Origin of the sequence: Pseudoxanthomonas sp., assembly GCF_027498035.1 — a bacterium.
Taxonomy (GTDB): domain Bacteria; phylum Pseudomonadota; class Gammaproteobacteria; order Xanthomonadales; family Xanthomonadaceae; genus Pseudoxanthomonas_A.
The window spans coordinates 3,231,974-3,251,021 of record NZ_CP114978.1 but is presented as its reverse complement, the minus strand read 5'-3'; the positions used below and the strand labels follow the sequence as shown (position 1 = coordinate 3,251,021).

Below are 19,048 nucleotides of genomic sequence, written 5' to 3'. Positions count from 1 at the left end.
GGGCGACAACCGGCAGACGTGCTGCAGTGCGCCATCTTTTTCCGGCATCTGCCCGCGATTTCCTGCCAAAGCGACAGAAGCGCCATCCCCGACCGGGGTCGCATTGACCACCTGCGCGGGCCATGACGATAATCGGCCCGCTTCGCGCCACCCGAACCCGGCATGCGCGATCCAAAGGAACCACGGAGCTCCAGCTAATGCGCCACGCTCGTGTCTTGGGACTATCCAGCCTTGCCTTGCTTGCCGCGGGCGCCATCGCCTACGCGCAGACCAGCGTGACCCCACTGCCGGACAACGCGCCGGTCGAGTCCCAGCCGCTGGAGATCGACCTGGCCAAGACCCACTGGGGCGACGCCAAGGCCGGCGCAGCCAAGGCCGCCACCTGCGCCGCCTGCCATGGTGCCGACGGCAATCCGGCCGCACCGATCTATCCGCGCCTGGCTGGCCAGGGCGAACGCTACATCGCCCAGCAGCTGGCGCTGTTCGCCACCGGCCAGCGCACCACCGGCATGGCCGCGGTGATGTTGCCCTTCGCCCAGACCCTGAGCAGCCAGGACATGCGTGATGTCGGCGCGTACTTCGCCAGCCAGAAAGCCGGTGCCGGCGTGGCCGACGACACCCCGATCACCGACGGCCCCTACAAAGGCCTGAAGTTCTACGAGGCCGGCCAGCAGATCTTCCGCGGCGGCGACGCCAAGCGCGGCATCCCGGCCTGCATGTCCTGCCACGGCCCCAGCGGTGCCGGCAATCCCGGCCCGCCGTATCCGCACATCGGTGGCCAGCCGTCGGACTATGTGGTCCGGCGCCTGCAGGAGTACCAGGCCGGCACGACGACCTACAAGGATCCGGCCCACTTCCAGATCATGGCCCAGGTGGCCAAGCCGCTGACCGAGCAGGAAATTCAGGCCCTGGCCAGCTACATCCAGGGCCTGCATGACAGCAGCGCCGATGCCGCCGCGGCCAAAGCCGGCACCACGCCGGCACCGGCAGCCGCTGCACCGGCCGCGGAACCAACGCAGCAGTCCTAGTGTCAAAGGCGTCCGGCGGCACAGCCGGCTGTCACCCTGATCATTGCAACGCCGGCCCCACCATGGCCGGCGTTGTCGTTTTTGCCGGACAATCCCTCTCCCCACGCCCTTTGGAAGGACGCCACCTGCATGAAACCGCGCCTGCTGTTGTTTGCCCTGCTCGCCCTGCTGCCCCTGGCCGCCTGTGCTTCGCCGACCAACCCCACCGAAGGGGATGACTACGATGTGATCGCCGGTGGCCAGCCGTTCGCCCCGCTCACCGGTGGCCAGAAGGTCGAGGTGGTGGAGGTATTCGGCTATGTGTGCATCCACTGCGCGCACTTCGAGCCGCAGTTCGAGGCCTGGCAGAAGAAGCAGCCGGCCAGCGTGCGGGTGACCACGGTCCCGGCGGCGTTCGGCGGCTTCTGGATTCCCTACGCCAAGGCCTATTACGCCGCGCAGAACATGGGCGTGCTCAAGCAGAGCCACGCGGCGGTCTTCACCGCCCTGCACGACACCCACGAGCTGCCGATCCAGAATGCCAGCGACCAGGAAATCGCCGGGTTCTACGCACGCTTCGGGCCGGACCCGGACAAGTTCGCCGCCACCATGGAATCCCCGCAGGTCGCTGCCCAGCTGGACAAGGCCCGTGCCTTCGGCATGGCCAGCGGCATCACCGGCACCCCGACCCTAGTGGTCAACGGCAAGTACCGCATCAAGGTTGCCAATCCGGACGACGTGCTGAAGGTGGCCGACTTCCTGATCAAGCGCGAACTGGCTGCGGCCAAATAAGCCACCCACATCTGAAATAAACGGGCGGCCGGGCATGATGCCGGCCGGCCTCCCACACAATGCTTTCAAGGAGTGTGTTGCACATGAAGACCCGTTTCGTCCTGGCCCTGGTGGCCCTGCTGCCCGTCCTGGCCGCCTGTTCCAAGCCCGAAGCCGCCGCGCCTGCCGCCGACACCGCAGCCCCGGCCACCAGTGCGCCTGCCGCCAGCGCCCCGGCCACCGACGAAGCCGCCACGGCTCCGGCCGCCGCCGCTCCAGCCCAGGCCGCCGCCGATGTACCGAACAACAATCCGCCGGTCGTGCCCGAAGGCGCCGCACCGGTCGAAGGCAGCGACTACACCGTGATCACCGATGGCCAGCCGTTCGAGCCGGCCGACGGCAAGATCGAAGTGGTCGAAGCGTTCAACTACATCTGCCCGGCCTGCGCCCAGTTCGAGCCGCTGTTCAACCAGTGGAAGGCCAAGGAGCCGGCCGACGTGCGCGTGGTCTACGTGCCGGCGCAGTTCCGCCCTGACTTCCGCGACTACGCCAAGGTCTATTACGCCGCCCAGGCGCTGGGCGTGGACAAGCAGAGTCACGACGCGATCTTCAAGGCGATCCACGTGGACAAGACCCTGCCGGGTGAAGGCCAGAGCATCGACCTGAAGAAGATCGCGCAGTGGTACACCCAGTACGGCGTGAGCGCCGAGCAGTTCGAGCAGACCGTGGGCAGCTTCGCCGTGGCCGGCAAGATGGCCAAGGCCAACCAGTTCCTGATGCGTGCGCAGATCGGCGGCACCCCGTCGGTGATCGTGGCCGGCAAGTACCTGGTCAAGGGCAAGTCGATGGCCGACATGCTGCGCATCGCCGACCACCTGATCGCGCGCGAGCGCCAGGCGGCCGCCGCCAAGTAAGGCTGGAATGATGTCCGAGTCCCCCGCTTCGCCACGCCGGCTGCGGATGTTGAGCGCCAACATCCAGGCCGGCTCCAGCACCCGCCGCTACAGCGACTACTTCACCCGCAGCTGGTCGCACGCGCTGCCGGTGGGCGCCAAGCGCACCAGCCTGGATGCGATCGCCGAACTGGCCGGTGGGCACGACATCGTCGGACTGCAGGAAGCCGACCCCGGCAGCCTGCGGTCCGGCTTCACCAACCAGACCCATTACGTGGCGCAGCGGGCCGGCTTCGAGTACTGGAGCCACCAGCCCAACCGCAACGTGGCCCGCGTGGCCGGCAGCGCCAACGGCCTGATGAGCAAGCTGGAACCGGTCAAGGTGGCGATGCATCCGCTGCCGGGTCGTATCGCCGGGCGCGGCGTGCTGCTGGCGCATTTCGGCCAGGGCGACGACGGCCTGGTGGTGGCGGTGGCGCATCTGTCGCTGGGCAACGGCTCGCGGCGGATGCAGCTGGGTTTCATCGCCGAGCTGCTGGCCCCGCACAAGCATTCGGTGCTGATGGGCGACTTCAACTGCGTGTCCGACGTGCCGGAAATGGACCTGCTGTATGCGGGCACCTATCTGCGCCCGCCGAGCTTCTCCGTGCCGACGTTTCCATCGTGGCGCCCGCAGCGCGCGATCGACCACATCCTGGTCACCGACCACCTGGCCCATGCCAACGCGCGCGCGGTGCCTGCCGCGTTCTCCGATCACCTCGCGCTGGCGCTGGAGATCGACGTGCCGACCGAGGCGCTGCGCCAGTAAGGCCGGCAGCCCGCGCGAACGCCTGCGCGGGCCATGCAAAATCCGATTCATCCGGGCGTGCTTATCATCGGCGGCATGACCCGCATTGCCTTGCTCTCCGCTCTGATCACCCTGTGCACCGTGGCCCCGCTGGCGGGTGCGCAGGACCTGGACGCCCAGCGTCCGCTGGTGCGCAGCGCGCTGGAGGCCGCCGAACGCGGCCAGTCCAATGCCTCACTGCCGGACCCGGCCCTGGCCCTGGCCAATCATCCGCTGCGTGGCTGGATCGAGTTCGCCCAGCTCAAGCGCAACATCGACACGACCAGCAACGCGCAGGCGCAGGACTTCCTGAAGCGCTACGCCAACCAGCCGGTCGCGGCGGCCTTCCGCAGCACCTGGCTGCCCGCGCTGGCCCGCCGCAAGGACTGGGACGCGTTGCTGGCCAACTGGCAGCCGACCGAGAACACCGGCCTTCGCTGCGCGCGCCTGCAGGCGCTGTGGGTCCAGGGCAAGGCTGATGCCACCTGGACCAAGGACGCACAGGACCTGTGGCGTACCACCGGCAAGCCACTGCCCGACGGCTGCGATCCGGTGTTCGCCGCGCTCACCAGCCAGGGCCAGCTCACCGACGCACTGCGCTGGGAGCGGATCGATGCCGCGGCCGCGCTGGGCCAGACCGCGGTGATGCGCGCGGCTGCCAATGGCCTGTCCGCGGGTGAACGCAGCCGAGCCGTGGCCTACGCCGGTTTCCTGGACGCCCCCGCCTCGCAAGGCCTGGGCTGGGAGAAATCCGATCGCAGCCGGCAGATGGCCAGCGATGGCCTGGAACTGCTGGCCCGCAAGGACCCGGATAACGCCGAACGCCTGCTGCCCCAGTACGCGCAGGTCCTGGGCCTCACCGCCGACCAGCAGGGCCAGGTGCGTTACCAGATCGCCTTGTGGACCGTCGCCTCGTACCTGCCCGATTCCGCACGCCGGCTGGCCGCGGTGCCCGACGCGGCCTTTGACGAACGCCTGCACGAATGGCAGGCCCGCGAAGCGCTGTCGCGTAGCGACTGGCCATCGGCCTTGAAAGCCATCCAGGAGATGCCGCCGGCACAGCGCAGCGATGCGCGCTGGGAATGGTTCGAAGCCCGCATGCTCGACAAGACCGGCCAGCCCGCCCAGGCCACGCGGCTGTATGCCGAGGCCGCCAAGACCGCGACCTTCCATGGCTTCATGGCCGCCGACCGATTGGGCCAGCCTTATGCGCTGTGCCCGCGCGAGCCGCAGGACAGCCCCCAGGCCGAAGCGGCCGTGGCGCGCGACCCGGCGCTGATCCGCGCCATCGAGCTGTGGAAACTGGACCGCGCCGCCTGGGCCACCGCCGAGTGGAACGACGCACTGACCCGCTTCGACGACGACCAGCGCCGCATGGCGGTGGAAGTGGCGCGCGACAACGGCTGGTTCGACCGCGCGGTGTTCTCGCTGGGCAAGAAGCCGGACGAACTGCAGCTCTACAGCCTGCGCTTCCCGCTGCACCACGACACCGCCATCCGCCGCGAATCATCGAAGAACGCGATCGACCCGGCCTGGGTCGCTGCCGAGATCCGTGCCGAGAGCATCTTCAATCCGAACGCACGTTCGCCGGCCAATGCAATGGGCCTGATGCAGGTGCTGCCGGGCACCGGCGCCGGCGTGGCCCAGCGCAACGGCATTGCCTACGCCGGCGCGCCGAGCCTGTACGACTCGGACACCAACATCGCCATCGGCACCGCCTACCTGCGCGAATTGCTGGGCAAGTACGGCACGCCATACATGACCATCGCCGCCTACAACGCCGGCCCGACGCCGACCGCGCGCTGGCAGTCGCAGCGCCCGGGCTTCGATCCGGACATATGGATCGAGACCATCAGCTACAAGGAAACACGCGAGTACGTGGCCCGCGTGCTGGCCTTCAGCGTGATCTACGACTGGCGCTTGAACAAGGACGCGCTGTCGCTGACCGACCGCATGAACGGCCGCCTCGACGGCAAGCGCAAGCCCTTCGTCTGCACCGGCGCACAGGGCGTGGCGAACTGACCCAGGCGCTCAGGCATCATGGCGCGATGAAGACCTATCTCGTTGGCGGTGCAGTCCGCGATGCCCTGCTCGGCCTGCCTGCTGGCGACCACGACTGGGTCGTGGTCGGCGCCACGCAACCGGAGATGGAAGCGCAAGGCTTCCGCGCCGTGGGCAAGGATTTCCCGGTGTTCCTGCACCCGGACACCCAGGAAGAACACGCGCTGGCACGGACCGAACGCAAGTCCGGGCGCGGCTATCGCGGCTTCGTGGTCGATGCCGATCCATCGGTGACGCTGGAAGAAGACCTGCAGCGCCGCGACTTCACCCTCAACGCGATGGCACGCGATGCGGACGGCACGCTGGTCGATCCGTACGGCGGCGCGCGCGACATCGAGGCGCGCGTGCTGCGCCATGTCGGCCCGGCGTTCTCCGAAGATCCGCTGCGGGTGCTGCGCGCGGCGCGCTTCATGGCGCGCTTCGCGCCGCTGGGCTTTACCGTCGTGCCGGAAACGCTGGCGCTGATGCGGCAGATGGCCGACAGCGGCGAGCTGTCCACCCTGGTGCCCGAGCGCGTCTGGCAGGAGCTGCGTCGCGCGCTGGGTTACGCGCAGCCCAGCGCGTTCCTGCGCACGCTGCACGACGCCGGCGCGCTGACGCACGTGCTGCCCGAACTCGACGCGCTGTACGGCGTGCCACAGCGCGCGGAGTTCCATCCGGAAGTCGACACCGGCGTGCACCAGGAACTGGTCAGCGACATGGCCGCACGGCTGGCGCCGGGCGATGAGGTGATCGGTTTCGCCGCGCTCACCCACGACCTGGGCAAGGCACTGACGCCCGCCGAGCTGCTGCCACGCCATATCGGCCACGAACAGGCCGGGCTGAAGCCGCTGCAGGCGCTGTGCGAACGGCTGAAGGTCCCCAGCGAGCATCGCGAACTGGCGGTGATGGCCTGCCGCGAACACCTCAATGTGCATCGCCTGGCAGAGCTGCGCGACGCCACCGTGCACGACCTGCTGGCCCGCTGCGACGCATTCCGCAAACCCGCGCGCATCGCCCAGCTGGCGCTGGTCTGCGCGTGCGACAAACGCGGCCGCGCCGGCAGTGCCGAGGACGACTATCCGCAGGGCCGTGAACTCGTTCGCCTGCACGCCGCTGCCTGCGCCATCAACGCCCGCGATGTCGCCAGCGAAGGCCTGCGTGGCCCGCAGATCGGCGAAGCCGTGCGCCGCGCGCGCATCGCCGCGATTGCGCAGGCCCGCGCCACGTCCACCTAGACATGCATCCGCCGACGATGCCCACCACGGCAGCGCGGACCTTGGTCCGCTGGGGTTTTCCCGCACTCTGATCGAAGCACAGCTAGCCCACGCCCACGCTAGAAAAGCGCGTGGGACCACGCAGACGCCTCCCGGAAATCCCGTGCCGGATTAAGTTGCACGATACAACTACTGGATTGTAACGTGCACCTTGGCCAACCAAAAGGATCCCTGCGTGCCCACCCACCCTGCCCATATCGAGGAAATCCGATCCGCGTCGCGCGCGATGGTCCGTGAATTGGGTTTCATGGGCGGAAGCTTCGCCGGCACCGAGCTCTCGCCGTCGGCGGTGCATGCGCTCATCGAGATCGGAAAAGGCGACATGACCGCACGCGACCTTGGGCTGAAGCTTCGCCTCGAAAAGTCGAGCGTCAGCCGGATGCTGCACAAGCTCGTGGCGTCCGGCGACGTGCGGATGCAGGCGGGCAAGGCCGACAGCCGCATCAAGCGCCTGCGATTGACCGCCGCCGGCAAGCGACGGCTCGAGGCCATCCATGTGTTCGGGCACGCACAGGTCACCGGGGCCCTCAGGCACCTGACGCAGGGGCAGTCACGGACGGTACGCGAAGGCCTGCGCCTGTATTCCCAGGCCCTTGCCCCCCAGGCAGAACACCTGCCCGTGCCTCCCGAAGCCGAAATCATTCCTGGCTACCAACCCGGCATCATCGCTGCGATCACGAGGATACATGCGCTCTACTATGCCCGCGAATCCGGCTTTGGCCTGCGGTTCGAATCGGGTGTGGCCGGCGGCCTGGCAGACTTCTGCAACCGCCTCGAAAGTCCTCGCAACGCCATCTGGACGGCGATCCAGGATGGCGAGATCGTCGGCTCGATTGCGATGGACGGCCAGGATCTCGGGGCGGGCATCGCGCATCTGCGCTGGTTCATTCTTGATGACAGCGCCCGCGGCACCGGGGTGGGGAAAAGGCTCTTGGATGCCGCCCTGGCATTCGCGGATGAAGGCGATTTTTCCGAGACGCACCTGTGGACGTTTTCCGGACTGGATGCCGCGCGCCACCTTTACGAAACCAAGGGCTTTGCGCTGGCCGAGCAGCAGACTGGCAGCCAATGGGGCAAGGAAGTCCTGGAACAGCATTTCGTCAGGCTCCGACCGTAAGCACCGGACACCGTCTTCTCCAGGACGCCTGATCGATGCGCATCGATCAGGATGGTCGGCGCAAGCAGCGCCTGCGTTGCGCAGGGCGCGGTATCACGGTGCTTCGAGCGACTGCAGGAACGCCGTCAATGCGGGCGAGCGCGGACGGTTGAGCAGCTCCAGGCGATAGAGCGGCCGCTGCATCGCCGGTCCATCGGGCAGCGCCAGGGCGCGAAGTTTCCCCACCGAAATCAGATCAGCGACCACGGCGGCCGGCAGGATCGCGACCCCGTCACCGGCGGCGACGGCGCGGGCAATGGCCTCGTTGCTGCCGATCTCCAGCGTGCGCGCCATGACGATGCCGCGCGCTTCCAGCAGGGTCTGCGCGACTTCGCGCGTGCCCGATCCCGATTCGCGCACCAGCCAGCGCTGCATGGCCAACTGCTTCGCGCTGGCACGCCGCTGCACACCCAGCGATGACGTCACCGACACCACCGCCTGCAGCGGCTCCTCGCGCCAGCGCGTGGCGACGATGCGCTCGTCATGCGGCGGGCCTTCGACGAAGCCCGCGTCGATCCGGCAGTCGATCAGCGCGTTCGACACCTCTTCGGTATTGCCCACCACCAAGGCACTGTCCAGTTGCGGGTACTGGGCCACATGCCGGGCGAACACGTCCGCGAGCCAGTACGCGGCCACCGTGGTGCTGGCGCCGATGCGCAGGCCGCCACGGCGCAGGCCGACGCGTTCGCGCACTTCCTCCAGCGCCGCACGCTCCATCGCGAAGATGCCGCGCGCGTGCCGGTACAGCGCCTGGCCACCGTCGGTAAGCCGCACGCCGCGGCCACCGGAGCGGTCGATCAGCGGCAGGTCGAGCTGGCTCTCCAACTCGCGCAGGGCCTTGGACACCGCCGACTGGCTCACGAACAGCGCCTCGGCCGCGCGCGAGAAGCCGTTGTGCTCCACCACCGCGGAGAACACGCGCAGCAGGTGCAGGTTCAAGCCATGAGCTGAATTCATGGAAAGTTGAGAATGATGTATTGGACGCATTCTAGTGCCGGGCGGAGCATGGCGGCATCTTCCTTGCCGTTCGAACGCTGCCGCCATGTCCAGCACTGCCGCGCCGTCCTCACCCGCATTGGCCCGAAACCCCGGTTTCTGGCCCGGCCTGATCCTGGTACTGCTGGTCGCCCTGGCCGGGTTCTGGCTGTCCAACCTGGCCTGGGCCAGGACCGCCGGATTGAGCGCCTTGACCCTGGCCATCGTGATCGGCATCGCGCTGGGCAATACGGTATTCCCGTCCATCGCGCCCCGGACCGCCACCGGCGTGGACTACGCCAGGGGCGCGCTGTTGCGCGCGGGCATCGTGCTGTACGGCTTCCGGGTGACCTTCCAGGACGTACTCGGCGTGGGCGCGGCAGGATTGGTGATCGACCTGGCGGTGGTGGCTGGCGTGTTCTGCTCGGCGACGTGGATCGGCACGCGCGTGCTGAAGATGGACCGCGAGACCTCGATGCTGATCGGGGCCGGCAGCGCCATCTGCGGCGCTGCCGCCGTGCTCGCCGCCGAACCGGTGATCCGCGCCCCGGCCCACAAGGTGTCGGTGGCGGTGGCGACGGTGGTGGTATTCGGCACGCTGGCCATGTTCCTGTACCCGTGGATGTTTCCGCTGCTGGGCGTGGGTGCGCATGACTACGGTGTCTACGCCGGTTCGACCATCCACGAAGTGGCGCAGGTGGTGGTCGCCGGACGCGCGGTCAGCGAGGAAGCCGCTTCGGCCGCGGTGATCGAGAAGATGCTGCGGGTGATGCTGCTCGCACCATTTCTGCTGGTGCTGGGCGCCTGGCTGCGCCGCCGCAACAACACGAGCAGCGCAGGCGGCACGCCGTTGACGATCCCGTGGTTCGCGCTGTTGTTCGTGGTAGTCGCCGGGTTCAACTCGCTGCAACTGCTTCCAAGTGCAGTGATCGATGCGATCCAGATGCTGGACACGCTGCTGCTGGCGATGGCGATGGCCGCACTGGGCCTGCGTACGCACTGGGGCTCGATTCGCCAGGCCGGTGCCAAGCCACTCTTGCTGGCGTCGATCCTGTGGGTGCTGCTGATCGGTGGTGGTTACCTGCTCAATCGCGGGGCGATGGCACTGCTGGGCTGACGCTCGACGCTGCTGTGGCTGTGGCTGTGGCTGTGGCTTTCGACGTTAGCTGTTGCTTTGGCCGTTCGCTTCATCGACTGAGCCGTAAAGCGAGCCGAGCATCGCAGGGCGTCAGGGCCGAAGAGGCGCCCTTGTTTGAGCGTAGCGAGTTTGGGCGCCGTGCCCTGACGCCCGAGAAGCGCAGGGGACCGCCGCGCAGCGGCGGATCGCGTCCGGCGAGAAGCGGTTTTGGTGACTTTTGCCGCGACAAAAGTCACTCGCGCCGCAGGCGCGAAAGCCCTGCACTTGGGCGCGTCGAAGGCGCGATGCCATTGATCCCTAAGTGGCTTCCCGCTGTGCAGGCGATGCAAAGCTGCAAGCAGGGTCAAGAGCTTTCACGCCCTTCGGGCGCGACTTCCTTTTGTCGCGGCAAAAGGAAGCAAAACCGCTTCTCGCCGGACGCACGTCGACGCTACGCGTCGATTCCCTGTGCTCCTCGCCTGCTCAGGCACGGCGCGGGAACTCGCTGCGCTCAAACACCCGCGCCTCTTCGGCCTGATCAGGCTCCGGTGCTCGGCGTGCTCTACGGCTCGGTCAGGTGAAGCGAACAGCGAGAGCCAAGCCAAGCCAAGCCAAGCAACAGCACTGCACTCCACGAACATCCGGAATCTCGATCCTTACGCGACTGGCCTCATGACGCCGGCGGCACCGCCGCCGCATCACTCCCACCCAACGCCTGGTACAGCGTGACATCGGCGACCAGCTGGTTCAGCCGCACCTGGGCCAACGACAGCTCCGACGTCCGCAGCGTCTGCTGCGCATCCAGCCAGGTGCGCAGATCGGTGGCGCCGACCTGGTAGCGGACCTGGTACATGCGCGCCACGTCCTGTGCGGCTTCGAACGACTTGCGTGCCGAATCTGCCTGCTGGGCCAGCTGCTCGCGTGAGGACAAGGCGTTGTCCACCTCGCTCAACGCAGTGTAGAGCGTGGTGCGGAAGTCGCTGGCGGCGATCTCGTAGCTGGTGCCGGCGATCTCGGTGTTGAGCTGGGCCTGGCGCACGTTGAGGAACGGCAGGGTCAGGCCCGCGCCCAGTGCACCGACCGGATTCTTGACGACATCGGACAGCGAGGTGCTGCTGCCACTGACCGAACCGGTGAGTGAGAACGCCGGGTAATAGCTGCGCGCGGTCGCCTTGATGCTGGCTAGCGATTCGCGCAGGCGCAGCTCGGCCGCGCGCAGGTCCGGGCGTCGGCCAAGCACTTCAGCCGGCACACCCTCTGCCAGTACGGGACTGCGAGAGGTTGCCAGGTCCTGCGGCTCATCGGCCTGCGGCCACGGCGTGCCGTCCAGCAAGACGGTGATCGCGTTGCGCACTTCCACGCGCTGTTGCACCAGCTGGCTCTGCGCGGTGCGCTCGCTCTCCACGTTCTGCTCGGCCTCGCGTACTTCCAGACGCGAGACGTTGCCGGCATCGAACTGCACGCGCACCAGTGCCAGCGCCTGCTGCAGGTAGTCCAGGTTGGCCTGGCCGGCGACGATGCTCTGGTTGAGATACGCCAGGGTCCAGTACTGCTGGCAGACCTCGCCCACCAGCGCCAGCGCGGTGTTCTCGCGGTCTTCGGCCGTTGCCTTGGCTTCCCAGGTGGCGACGTCGCGCTCGGCACGCAGCCGGCCCCACAGGTCGATCTCCCAGCTCAGCGACACGCTGGCGCTGGACGAACGCTGCACGCTGTCATGCGTGTCGAGCTGGCGCGAACCGCTGCTGCTGACGCTGCCGGTGACCGACGGCCACAGGTCGGTCTCGGCCAGGCCTGCCTGCAGCCGCGCCTGGCGTAGCGTGAGTCCTGCCGAGGCCAGGTTCGCATTGACCTGCAATGCCTGAGTGACCATGCGATCCAGGCGTTCGTCGCCGAAGCCACGCCACCAGGCATCGTCGCCGATGTTGCGCGCCGGATAGGTGGCCTGGGTTTCCAGCGGCTGGCTGGGTGCGTTGATGGAGGCATCGCCGCGGCCGTATTGCCCGGCCACCGAGATCGGTGCGGCGCGGTAATCGCCGACACTGGCGCATGCGGACAGCGTGACGGTGATCGCCAGCGACAGGCCGGCATGACGCAGGAAGGAGAAAGCGGTCTTGTTCATTCGCGCGCCAGCGCCTCCACGGGGTCGAGTTGCGCGGCATTGCGCGCGGGCAGGAAGCCGAACACCACACCGATCAGCGACGAGCAGGCGAACGCCGCCACGATCGAGCCGGTGGAAAAAATCATGCTGAAGGAGCCACCGGCCGCGGCGAACACCTGGCCCAGTCCCAGCGCCAGGGCCACGCCGAGCACGCCACCGAACAGGCATACCAGCACCGCCTCGATCAGGAACTGCTGCAGGATGTCGCCCTGCCGCGCGCCCACGGCCATGCGCACACCGATCTCGCGGGTCCGCTCGGTCACCGAGACCAGCATGATGTTCATCACCCCGATGCCACCGACCACCAGCGCGATGGCGGCAATGGCGCCGATCATCAAGGTCATGGTCCGGGTGGTCTTCTCGATGGTCTCGCGGATCTCGGCGCTGTTGCTGAGGAAGAAATCCTCGGTGCCGCCGTGGCGCAGCTTGAGCAGGCGGGTGACAGCCTGCTCGGCCGCATTCATCGGTGTGCTGTCGGAGACCCGCACGGTGATCGAGGACACGTAGGTCTGGCCAAGCATGCGCGTCATCGCCGTGGTGTAGGGGACCCAGATGGTCAGCGACGAACTGCTGCCGAAGCCGGTGGTCAGCTTCTTCACCACGCCCACCACGCGCACCGGCACGTTGCTCAGCAGGATGATCTTGCCGACCGGGCTTTCACGGCTGTTGCCAAAGAACTGCTTGCGCGTGTTCTGGTCGATCACCGCGACCTGGGTGATGCCGGCGACGGCGTCGGCATCAAAGAACGCGCCTTCGGACAGGCTCAGGCCCTTGACCCGGAAATACTGATCCCCGACGCCACTGACCGCGGCGGTCGCCGCCAGGTTGCCGTAGCGCGCGGTGATCGAAGTGGAGACGTTGGGCGTGGCGCTGTCCACGTAGCTCTGCTGCGATAGCGCGGTGGCGTCGCCGGCACGGAGCGTCTGTACCCGACCCGAGCGCATGTCGCCGAAACCGCTGCCGGGATACACCTCGATGGTGTTGGTGCCCAGCGCCGAGATGTTGGACAGGATCTGCTGCTGCGAGCCGTTGCCCAGTGCCACCACCGAGACCACCGAGGCGATGCCGATGATGATGCCGAGCATGGTCAGGAAGGTGCGCAGGCGATGGGCGTTCATCGCCAGCAACGCCATGCGGAAGGCTTCGATGAAGCGGTCGCGCAGCGCCTGGAAGCGATTGCCGCCATCGGCATGGGCCGGCAGCACGCGCGTGGCCCGATGCGAGGCCACGGCCGGATTCGGGTTGTCGCCGATCACCACGCCATCGCGCAGTTCGATGATGCGCTGGGCGTGGCGGGCCACCGACATATCGTGGGTGACGATGATGATGGTGTGGCCTTCGGCATGCAGCTCGGCCAGGATCTTCATCACCTCCTCGCCCGAGGCGGTATCCAGCGCGCCGGTCGGTTCATCGGCCAGGATCACCTGGCCGCCGTTCATCAGCGCGCGTGCGATCGACACGCGCTGCTGCTGGCCACCGGAGAGCTGGCCGGGCTTGTGCCCGGTGCGATCGGTCAGGCCCAGCCGACCGAGCAGGGCCGCGGCCCGCGCCAGTCGCGCCGTGCCTGGCGTGCCGGCGTAGATCGCAGGCACGGCGACGTTGCCAGTGGCATCCAGGTCACCCAGCAGGTGGTAACGCTGGAAGATGAAACCGAAATGCTCGCGGCGCAGCTGCGCCAGTTCGTCCGGCAGCATCGCGCCGGTTTCGCGCCCGGCCACGCGGTAGCTGCCGGTGGTGGGCCGGTCCAGGCAGCCCAGGATGTTCATCAGGGTGGACTTGCCCGAACCGGACTGGCCGACGATGGCGACCATCTCGCCGGCGGCGATGTCCAGGTTCACGTCCTTGAGCACGGCGATGGTGTCTTCGCCGGACGGGAATTCGCGGCGCAGGTCGCGCAGCTGCAGCAGTGCGTCGGTCATGGGATGCGCCTCCTCACATCATCGGCGGCGGGCCGCCCGGGCCACGCCGTTGCTGCTGCTTGGCTTCTGAAGCGGCCTCGGTCTGCGCGGTGGCCTCGCCGACCACGACGCGGTCGCCTTCGCGCAGGCCACTCTTGACCTCGGCATTGGCGTTGTTGTTCAAGCCGATGGTCACCTTGCGCGGCTCGGGCCTGCCCTGGGGGCCAACGACCTCGACCGTATAGCTCCCGTCGCGGGCCTTGTCGCCAAGCGCAGCCGAAGGAACCAGCAGGACGTTGCTGGCACTGCCCAGCAGGATGCTGACCTGCGCGGTCATGTACGTCCGCAGGCTGTGGTCGGTGTTGGCCACATCCAACAGGCCGTTGTAATAGATCGCGGTGCTGGACGAGGTGGAGGACGAGCTGGACGAGGAAGACGAACTGGACGAACTGCTGTCCTCGTCGGTCACCGATTCCGGTGCCGGCGCGATGTCGCGCAGCGTGGTGGTGTAGCGCTTTTCGGCGTTGCCCAGGATGGTGAAGTAGGCGTCCTGGCCTTCGTGGGTCTTGACCACGTCGGCCTCGGAGATGTCCGCGTACACGGTCATCGTGTCCAGGTTGCCCAGCATCACGATGGTCGGCGCGCTCTGGCTGGCGTTCACCGTCTGGCCCTGCTTGGACACCACCGCCACCACGGTGCCATCCATCGGCGCGGTGATCCGGGTGTAGCCCAGGTTGGTCTGCGCGGTGCTGACCGTGGTCTCCTGGGAAACGATGGTGGCGTCCAGCGCGTCGATCTGCGCCTTGGTCGATTCCAGCTCCGCGCGGGCGGTGTCGTAGTCGGCCTGCGAGGTCGCCTGCGCGGCCAGCATCGTTTCCTGGCGCTTGAAGGCCAGTTCGTATTGACGCAGGTTGGCCACCTGCACCTGGCGGTTGGCGCGGGCGTTCTTCAACGAAGCCTGCGCGCTCTCCAGGGTGTTGAGCTGGGTGCGCGAATCGATCTCGGCGATCAGGTCGCCGGCCTTCACTTCATCGCCCAGCTTGACCTTCAACACCTCGATGCGGCCGGACACCTGCGCGCCGACGCTGACCAGCTGCGAGGGCTTGATGGTGCCGGTGGCCTCCACGGTCTGCTCGATGTCACCGCGGGTCACCGGCGAGGTGGCCAGGGTCGGCATCGGCGGCGGCTTCAGCAGCCATACTGCGATGGCGGCGACGACGATCAACAGCAGGATGCCGGCCATGATGCGTCCGCGGCGGGTTCGGGGAATCAGATTCACGTCGACGGTGCCTTTGGCGTTGGGTCGATGCCAGCATGGAAACCGCGACCGACCACGACAACGCACGGCCTGTATCGCTGCGTATCAGGTTCAGCCCGGCATGTAACGCCCTGTATCAGCGCCTCCAGGCGATACCGGCGGACACCAACGGACCGCGCGCGGCGCTCCGATACCATGGACACTTCCTTCCCATGAGCGAGCCCGCTGCCATGCACCGCCTGCTGGTGGTCGACGACGACGTCGACATCCGTACCCTGCTGGCCGAACAGCTCGGCCGCGCTGGCTATCAGGTCAGCACGGCCGAGGATGGCGCAGCCATGCGCAAGGTGCTGGAACGCGAGCACGTCGACCTGATCGTGCTGGACCTCAACCTGCCGCGCGAGGACGGCCTGACCCTGTGCCGCGACCTGCGCGCCAGGTCGTCCACGCCGGTGATCATGCTGACCGCGCGCGCCGAACCGATCGACCGCGTGCTCGGCCTGGAAATGGGTGCCGACGATTACCTGGCCAAGCCATTCGAACCGCGCGAGCTGCTGGCGCGCGTGCGCAACGTGCTGCGCCGGACCGAAGCGCTGCCGGCAAACCTGGAACCGCTGTCGGTGCGCCGCGCGCGCTTTTCCAACTGGATGCTCGATGTGGAGCATCGCCACCTGGTCGATCCCAACGGCCGCGTGGTGATGCTATCCGGCGCCGAGTTCCGGCTGCTGCGCGTGTTCGTCGGCCACGCCAACAAGGTGCTGACCCGCGAGCAGCTGGTCACCTTGAGCAGCGGCCGCGCGCATGAGCCGGAGGGCCGTGCGATCGACCTGGCCATCAGCCGCCTGCGCAGCAAACTCGGCGACGAAGGCGGCAACGGCCTGATCAAGACCGTGCGCAACGAAGGCTATGTGCTGGCCACGACGGTGGCGCTGGAATGAGCCGGCGCACGACGAGCATGCCGCGATGAGCCGGCTGCGCGGGTTCTTCGGCTCGCTGGCCGGGCGGCTGTTCCTGATCCTGGTGCTGGGCATGTCGGCCGCCGCCATTGGCGCGACCCTGATCGCCAATGCCAAGCGACGCCAGGACTTCGACCGACAGCTGGCCGAGCGCACCGCCGAACGCCTGCAAGGCTACGTGGAACTGCTGGACAGCAGCGAAGGCCAGCTACGCGCGAACCTACTCCGGGTCGGCGGCCCAGGCATCCGCGTGCGCAGCGATGCGCCGCAGGGCGTGGCCGACGATGCCGCGTTCACCGCGCTGCTGCGTGCGCGCAATGGCGTGGTCGCCAATGCGACGGCGCAGCAGCTGCGTGGCCGCCAGTGCGCGCCGGATTTCCCACGCATTCCCGGCCTGTCGCGCGGCCAGCGCAACCCCGCGCGCGACGATGGCGGCGACAGCCGGCGCGGCGGCAATGACGGCGATCTGGTGCAACCCTCCTGTCGCCTGGTCACGCTGACCCTCGGCGACGGCACGCGCCTGCAGCTGAGCATCGACACGCCGCCATTGGCACGCGACCAGGCGCTGGCCTTCGATCCAGTGTTCCTGTCGCTGCTGGGCGCGGCGATCGTACTGCTTTCGTATCTGGCCGCGCGCATCGCCAGCGCGCCGGTGCGCCGGCTGGGCCAGGCCGCCGCCGAACTCGGCCAGAACCTGCAGCGCCCGCCAATGCTGCTGACCGGCTCGTCCGAAGTGCAGCACGCCGCGGGCCGCTTCAATGCGATGCAGGCCCGCCTGCAGCGTCACCTGGCCGAGCGCACGCACATGCTCGCGGCGATCACCCACGACCTGCAGACGCCACTGACTCGCCTGCGCCTGCGCCTGGAGAATGTCGAAGAACCCGCGTTGCGCGAAAAACTCATCGCCGATCTCGCCGCGATGCAGGCCCTGATCCGCGAAGGCCTGGAGCTGGCGCGCAGCGCCGAAAGCGCGGAAGAGCCCGCACCGCTCGACCTGGATTCGCTGCTGGAAAGCCTGGTCGAAGACGCCGTGGATGCCGGCGATGTGGCGGTCTTCGAACACGGCTGCGGCGCGACCCTGATGCTGCGCCCGCTGGCGATGCGCCGGCTGTTCTCCAACCTGATCGACAACGCCCTCAAGTACGGCCACAGCGCGCGCGTCGCCGCGCATGCCGATACGCACGGCGTCACTGTCACCGTGCGCGATGCCGGTCCCGGCGTGCAGGAAGAAGATCGCGAAGCCGTCTTCGATCCGTTCGTACGGCTGGAGACCTCGCGTTCGCGCGAAACCGGCGGCGCCGGCCTTGGCCTGACCATCGCCCGCGCCCTGGCCGAAAAAGACGGCGCCACGCTCACCCTGCACGACGCCCCAGGCGGCGGGCTGGAAGCGCGCGTGGTGTTTGCGCGCGGCGGGTAATGCTGAGCTTCGGGGCAATGCGTTCGATGTTGACCGGCGGCGTCTTTTCTCCCGCCTACAGTCCGTGCACGATGCATGGGCGGCTGGACGCAGTCCATGTCCTGACACCACGCAAAGCCAGATCACTCACCGACCAGGTGACTCACCTCATTCAACCCCAGGGACCCTGTGCATGGAACGCACGCGAAGCTGCACGCTTTCAGTCTGTCTTGCTCTCCTGTTTTCATGCGTCGGTACAGCACGCGGACAACAACCTGACCCGGCGGAAGTCGATCCGCGCCAGGCCACCTTGCACCAGGTGCTGCAACTTGCACAGCGGCAAGCGCTGGACGCCAAGCGGGTTGACTGGCCAACGACCACGCAAGAGGCGCAGGCGATCCTTACCGACACGCCAGGCGAGGCAGGCCTGACGCTGGCGATTGGCGCTGTGATCAAGGCACTGGGGAATCGACACACCTTCTATGCCCCACCGCGTGCCGCGCGCGCGACATCCCAGGCCGGGTCTTCGGATGCAAGGCCCGCCATCGGCAGCGCCTCGCGGACGGCCTCGAACCTGCCGATGCTCACCGTGCGTGGCTGGATGGGCAGCGATCTGGACGAGGCTTCCCAGCGCGTGCGCGCTGCACTCAACGCCGCCATGGCCGAGCCCAGTTGCGGCCTGCTGCTGGACCTGCGCGGCAATCGCGGCGGCAACATGTGGCCGATGGTGTGGGGCGTGCTGCCGTTGTTGAATCCCGGGAAGCTGGGCGCCTTCGTGGATCGCGAAGGTATCGCCTCGCCCATCGTGAAGCTTCCAGAAGGCGTGAGCCTGGGCGGGCACCTGGATACAAGACTGCCGCCCGGGCAAGGCACGCAGCCTCCCCATCTGCCAACGCACATCGCCGTCCTGCAGGACGGCCGCACCGCAAGTTCGGGGGAGGCCCTGACGATTCTCTTCATCGGCCAGGACAATGCGCGCTCCTTCGGCCAGCCGAGCGCGGGATTCACCAGCTCCAATCGTGTGTTCCGACTTCGTAACGGCGGCACACTGCTCCTCACCCACGGGCGTGACCAGGACCGCAACGGCAGGATCTACGACGGTGCGCTGGTGCCCGATGTCGAGACCGACGATGCGGTCGCTGCTGCCACTGACTGGCTCATGCAGGCCTGCGCGACGCGGGACACTGTTGCAGCACCTTGATCGCCCCTGCGTGCTCGCCGGAATGCCCGCGGCAAACGAAGCTTTGCATCAACGTGCATCGATCCGTGACGGGCAGAGCAAGCGGACAACACCGGTGCCGCAGCAATGCTGGCACCGGT

At 67.8% G+C, this 19,048-nt stretch carries 15 protein-coding genes; 11 read left to right on the top strand and 4 right to left on the bottom strand.

Annotation, left to right across the window (positions count from 1 at the left end; translation table 11 throughout):
- Window positions 1-197: 197 nt before the first annotated feature.
- The 7 genes from O8I58_RS14115 to O8I58_RS14085 all read left to right on the top strand — a co-directional run bounded on the left by O8I58_RS14115 (window position 198) and on the right by O8I58_RS14085 (window position 7,931).
- Window positions 198-1,028: a c-type cytochrome gene (locus O8I58_RS14115; protein ID WP_298317283.1), complete on the top strand. Its 831-nt coding sequence runs from the start codon at window positions 198-200 to the stop codon at window positions 1,026-1,028.
- 129 nt (window positions 1,029-1,157) lie between these two features.
- Window positions 1,158-1,799, top strand: a complete 642-nt coding sequence (locus O8I58_RS14110) for a thiol:disulfide interchange protein DsbA/DsbL (protein ID WP_298317281.1) — start codon at window positions 1,158-1,160, stop codon at window positions 1,797-1,799.
- An 83-nt stretch (window positions 1,800-1,882) separates the two neighbouring features.
- The gene (locus O8I58_RS14105; RefSeq protein ID WP_298317279.1) at window positions 1,883-2,692 is read left to right on the top strand and encodes a thiol:disulfide interchange protein DsbA/DsbL; all 810 of its coding nucleotides are present in this window, start codon (window positions 1,883-1,885) and stop codon (window positions 2,690-2,692) included.
- A 46-nt stretch (window positions 2,693-2,738) separates the two neighbouring features.
- Complete coding sequence (locus O8I58_RS14100) at window positions 2,739-3,479, top strand: endonuclease/exonuclease/phosphatase family protein (RefSeq protein WP_298323003.1); 741 nt, start codon at window positions 2,739-2,741, stop codon at window positions 3,477-3,479.
- 75 nt (window positions 3,480-3,554) lie between these two features.
- Window positions 3,555-5,519: a transglycosylase SLT domain-containing protein gene (locus O8I58_RS14095; RefSeq protein WP_298317277.1), complete on the top strand. Its 1,965-nt coding sequence runs from the start codon at window positions 3,555-3,557 to the stop codon at window positions 5,517-5,519.
- Between the two features lie 26 nt (window positions 5,520-5,545).
- The gene (locus O8I58_RS14090) at window positions 5,546-6,775 is read left to right on the top strand and encodes a multifunctional CCA addition/repair protein (protein WP_298317275.1); all 1,230 of its coding nucleotides are present in this window, start codon (window positions 5,546-5,548) and stop codon (window positions 6,773-6,775) included.
- 214 nt (window positions 6,776-6,989) lie between these two features.
- Window positions 6,990-7,931, top strand: a complete 942-nt coding sequence (locus O8I58_RS14085; protein ID WP_298317272.1) for a bifunctional helix-turn-helix transcriptional regulator/GNAT family N-acetyltransferase — start codon at window positions 6,990-6,992, stop codon at window positions 7,929-7,931.
- A 93-nt stretch (window positions 7,932-8,024) separates the two neighbouring features.
- On the opposite strand, the gene O8I58_RS14080 is transcribed toward O8I58_RS14085, so the two are convergent.
- Window positions 8,025-8,927, bottom strand: a complete 903-nt coding sequence (locus O8I58_RS14080) for a LysR family transcriptional regulator (protein WP_298317270.1) — start codon at window positions 8,925-8,927, stop codon at window positions 8,025-8,027.
- An 85-nt stretch (window positions 8,928-9,012) separates the two neighbouring features.
- On the opposite strand from O8I58_RS14080, the gene O8I58_RS14075 reads away from it, so the two are divergent.
- Window positions 9,013-10,062: a YeiH family protein gene (locus O8I58_RS14075; protein WP_298317268.1), complete on the top strand. Its 1,050-nt coding sequence runs from the start codon at window positions 9,013-9,015 to the stop codon at window positions 10,060-10,062.
- 670 nt (window positions 10,063-10,732) lie between these two features.
- On the opposite strand, the gene O8I58_RS14070 is transcribed toward O8I58_RS14075, so the two are convergent.
- Genes O8I58_RS14070 through O8I58_RS14060 form a run of 3 tightly spaced genes read right to left on the bottom strand, consistent with a single transcriptional unit; the run spans window position 10,733 to window position 15,361 of the window.
- A complete protein-coding gene (locus O8I58_RS14070; protein ID WP_298317266.1) occupies window positions 10,733-12,181 on the bottom strand; it encodes an efflux transporter outer membrane subunit in 1,449 nt (482 codons plus the stop codon).
- Window positions 12,178-14,139, bottom strand: coding sequence for a MacB family efflux pump subunit (locus tag O8I58_RS14065; RefSeq protein ID WP_298317263.1), 1,962 nt, complete (start codon window positions 14,137-14,139; stop codon window positions 12,178-12,180). Before O8I58_RS14065 ends, O8I58_RS14070 begins: the two co-directional genes overlap by 4 nt.
- 13 nt (window positions 14,140-14,152) lie before the next feature.
- Window positions 14,153-15,361, bottom strand: a complete 1,209-nt coding sequence (locus O8I58_RS14060) for an efflux RND transporter periplasmic adaptor subunit (RefSeq protein ID WP_298323001.1) — start codon at window positions 15,359-15,361, stop codon at window positions 14,153-14,155.
- A 245-nt stretch (window positions 15,362-15,606) separates the two neighbouring features.
- Here O8I58_RS14060 and O8I58_RS14055 point away from each other — a divergent pair, with 245 nt between their 5' ends.
- The 3 genes from O8I58_RS14055 to O8I58_RS14045 all read left to right on the top strand — a co-directional run bounded on the left by O8I58_RS14055 (window position 15,607) and on the right by O8I58_RS14045 (window position 18,929).
- On the top strand, window positions 15,607-16,314 hold the full coding sequence (locus O8I58_RS14055; RefSeq protein ID WP_298322998.1) for a response regulator: 708 nt from the start codon (window positions 15,607-15,609) through the stop codon (window positions 16,312-16,314).
- Window positions 16,315-16,339: 25 nt separating this feature from the next.
- Window positions 16,340-17,749, top strand: a complete 1,410-nt coding sequence (locus O8I58_RS14050) for an ATP-binding protein (RefSeq protein WP_298317259.1) — start codon at window positions 16,340-16,342, stop codon at window positions 17,747-17,749.
- 64 nt (window positions 17,750-17,813) lie between these two features.
- Entirely contained in the window at window positions 17,814-18,929 is a 1,116-nt protein-coding gene (locus O8I58_RS14045) for a S41 family peptidase (protein WP_298317257.1), read from the top strand.
- Window positions 18,930-19,048 lie beyond the last annotated feature (119 nt).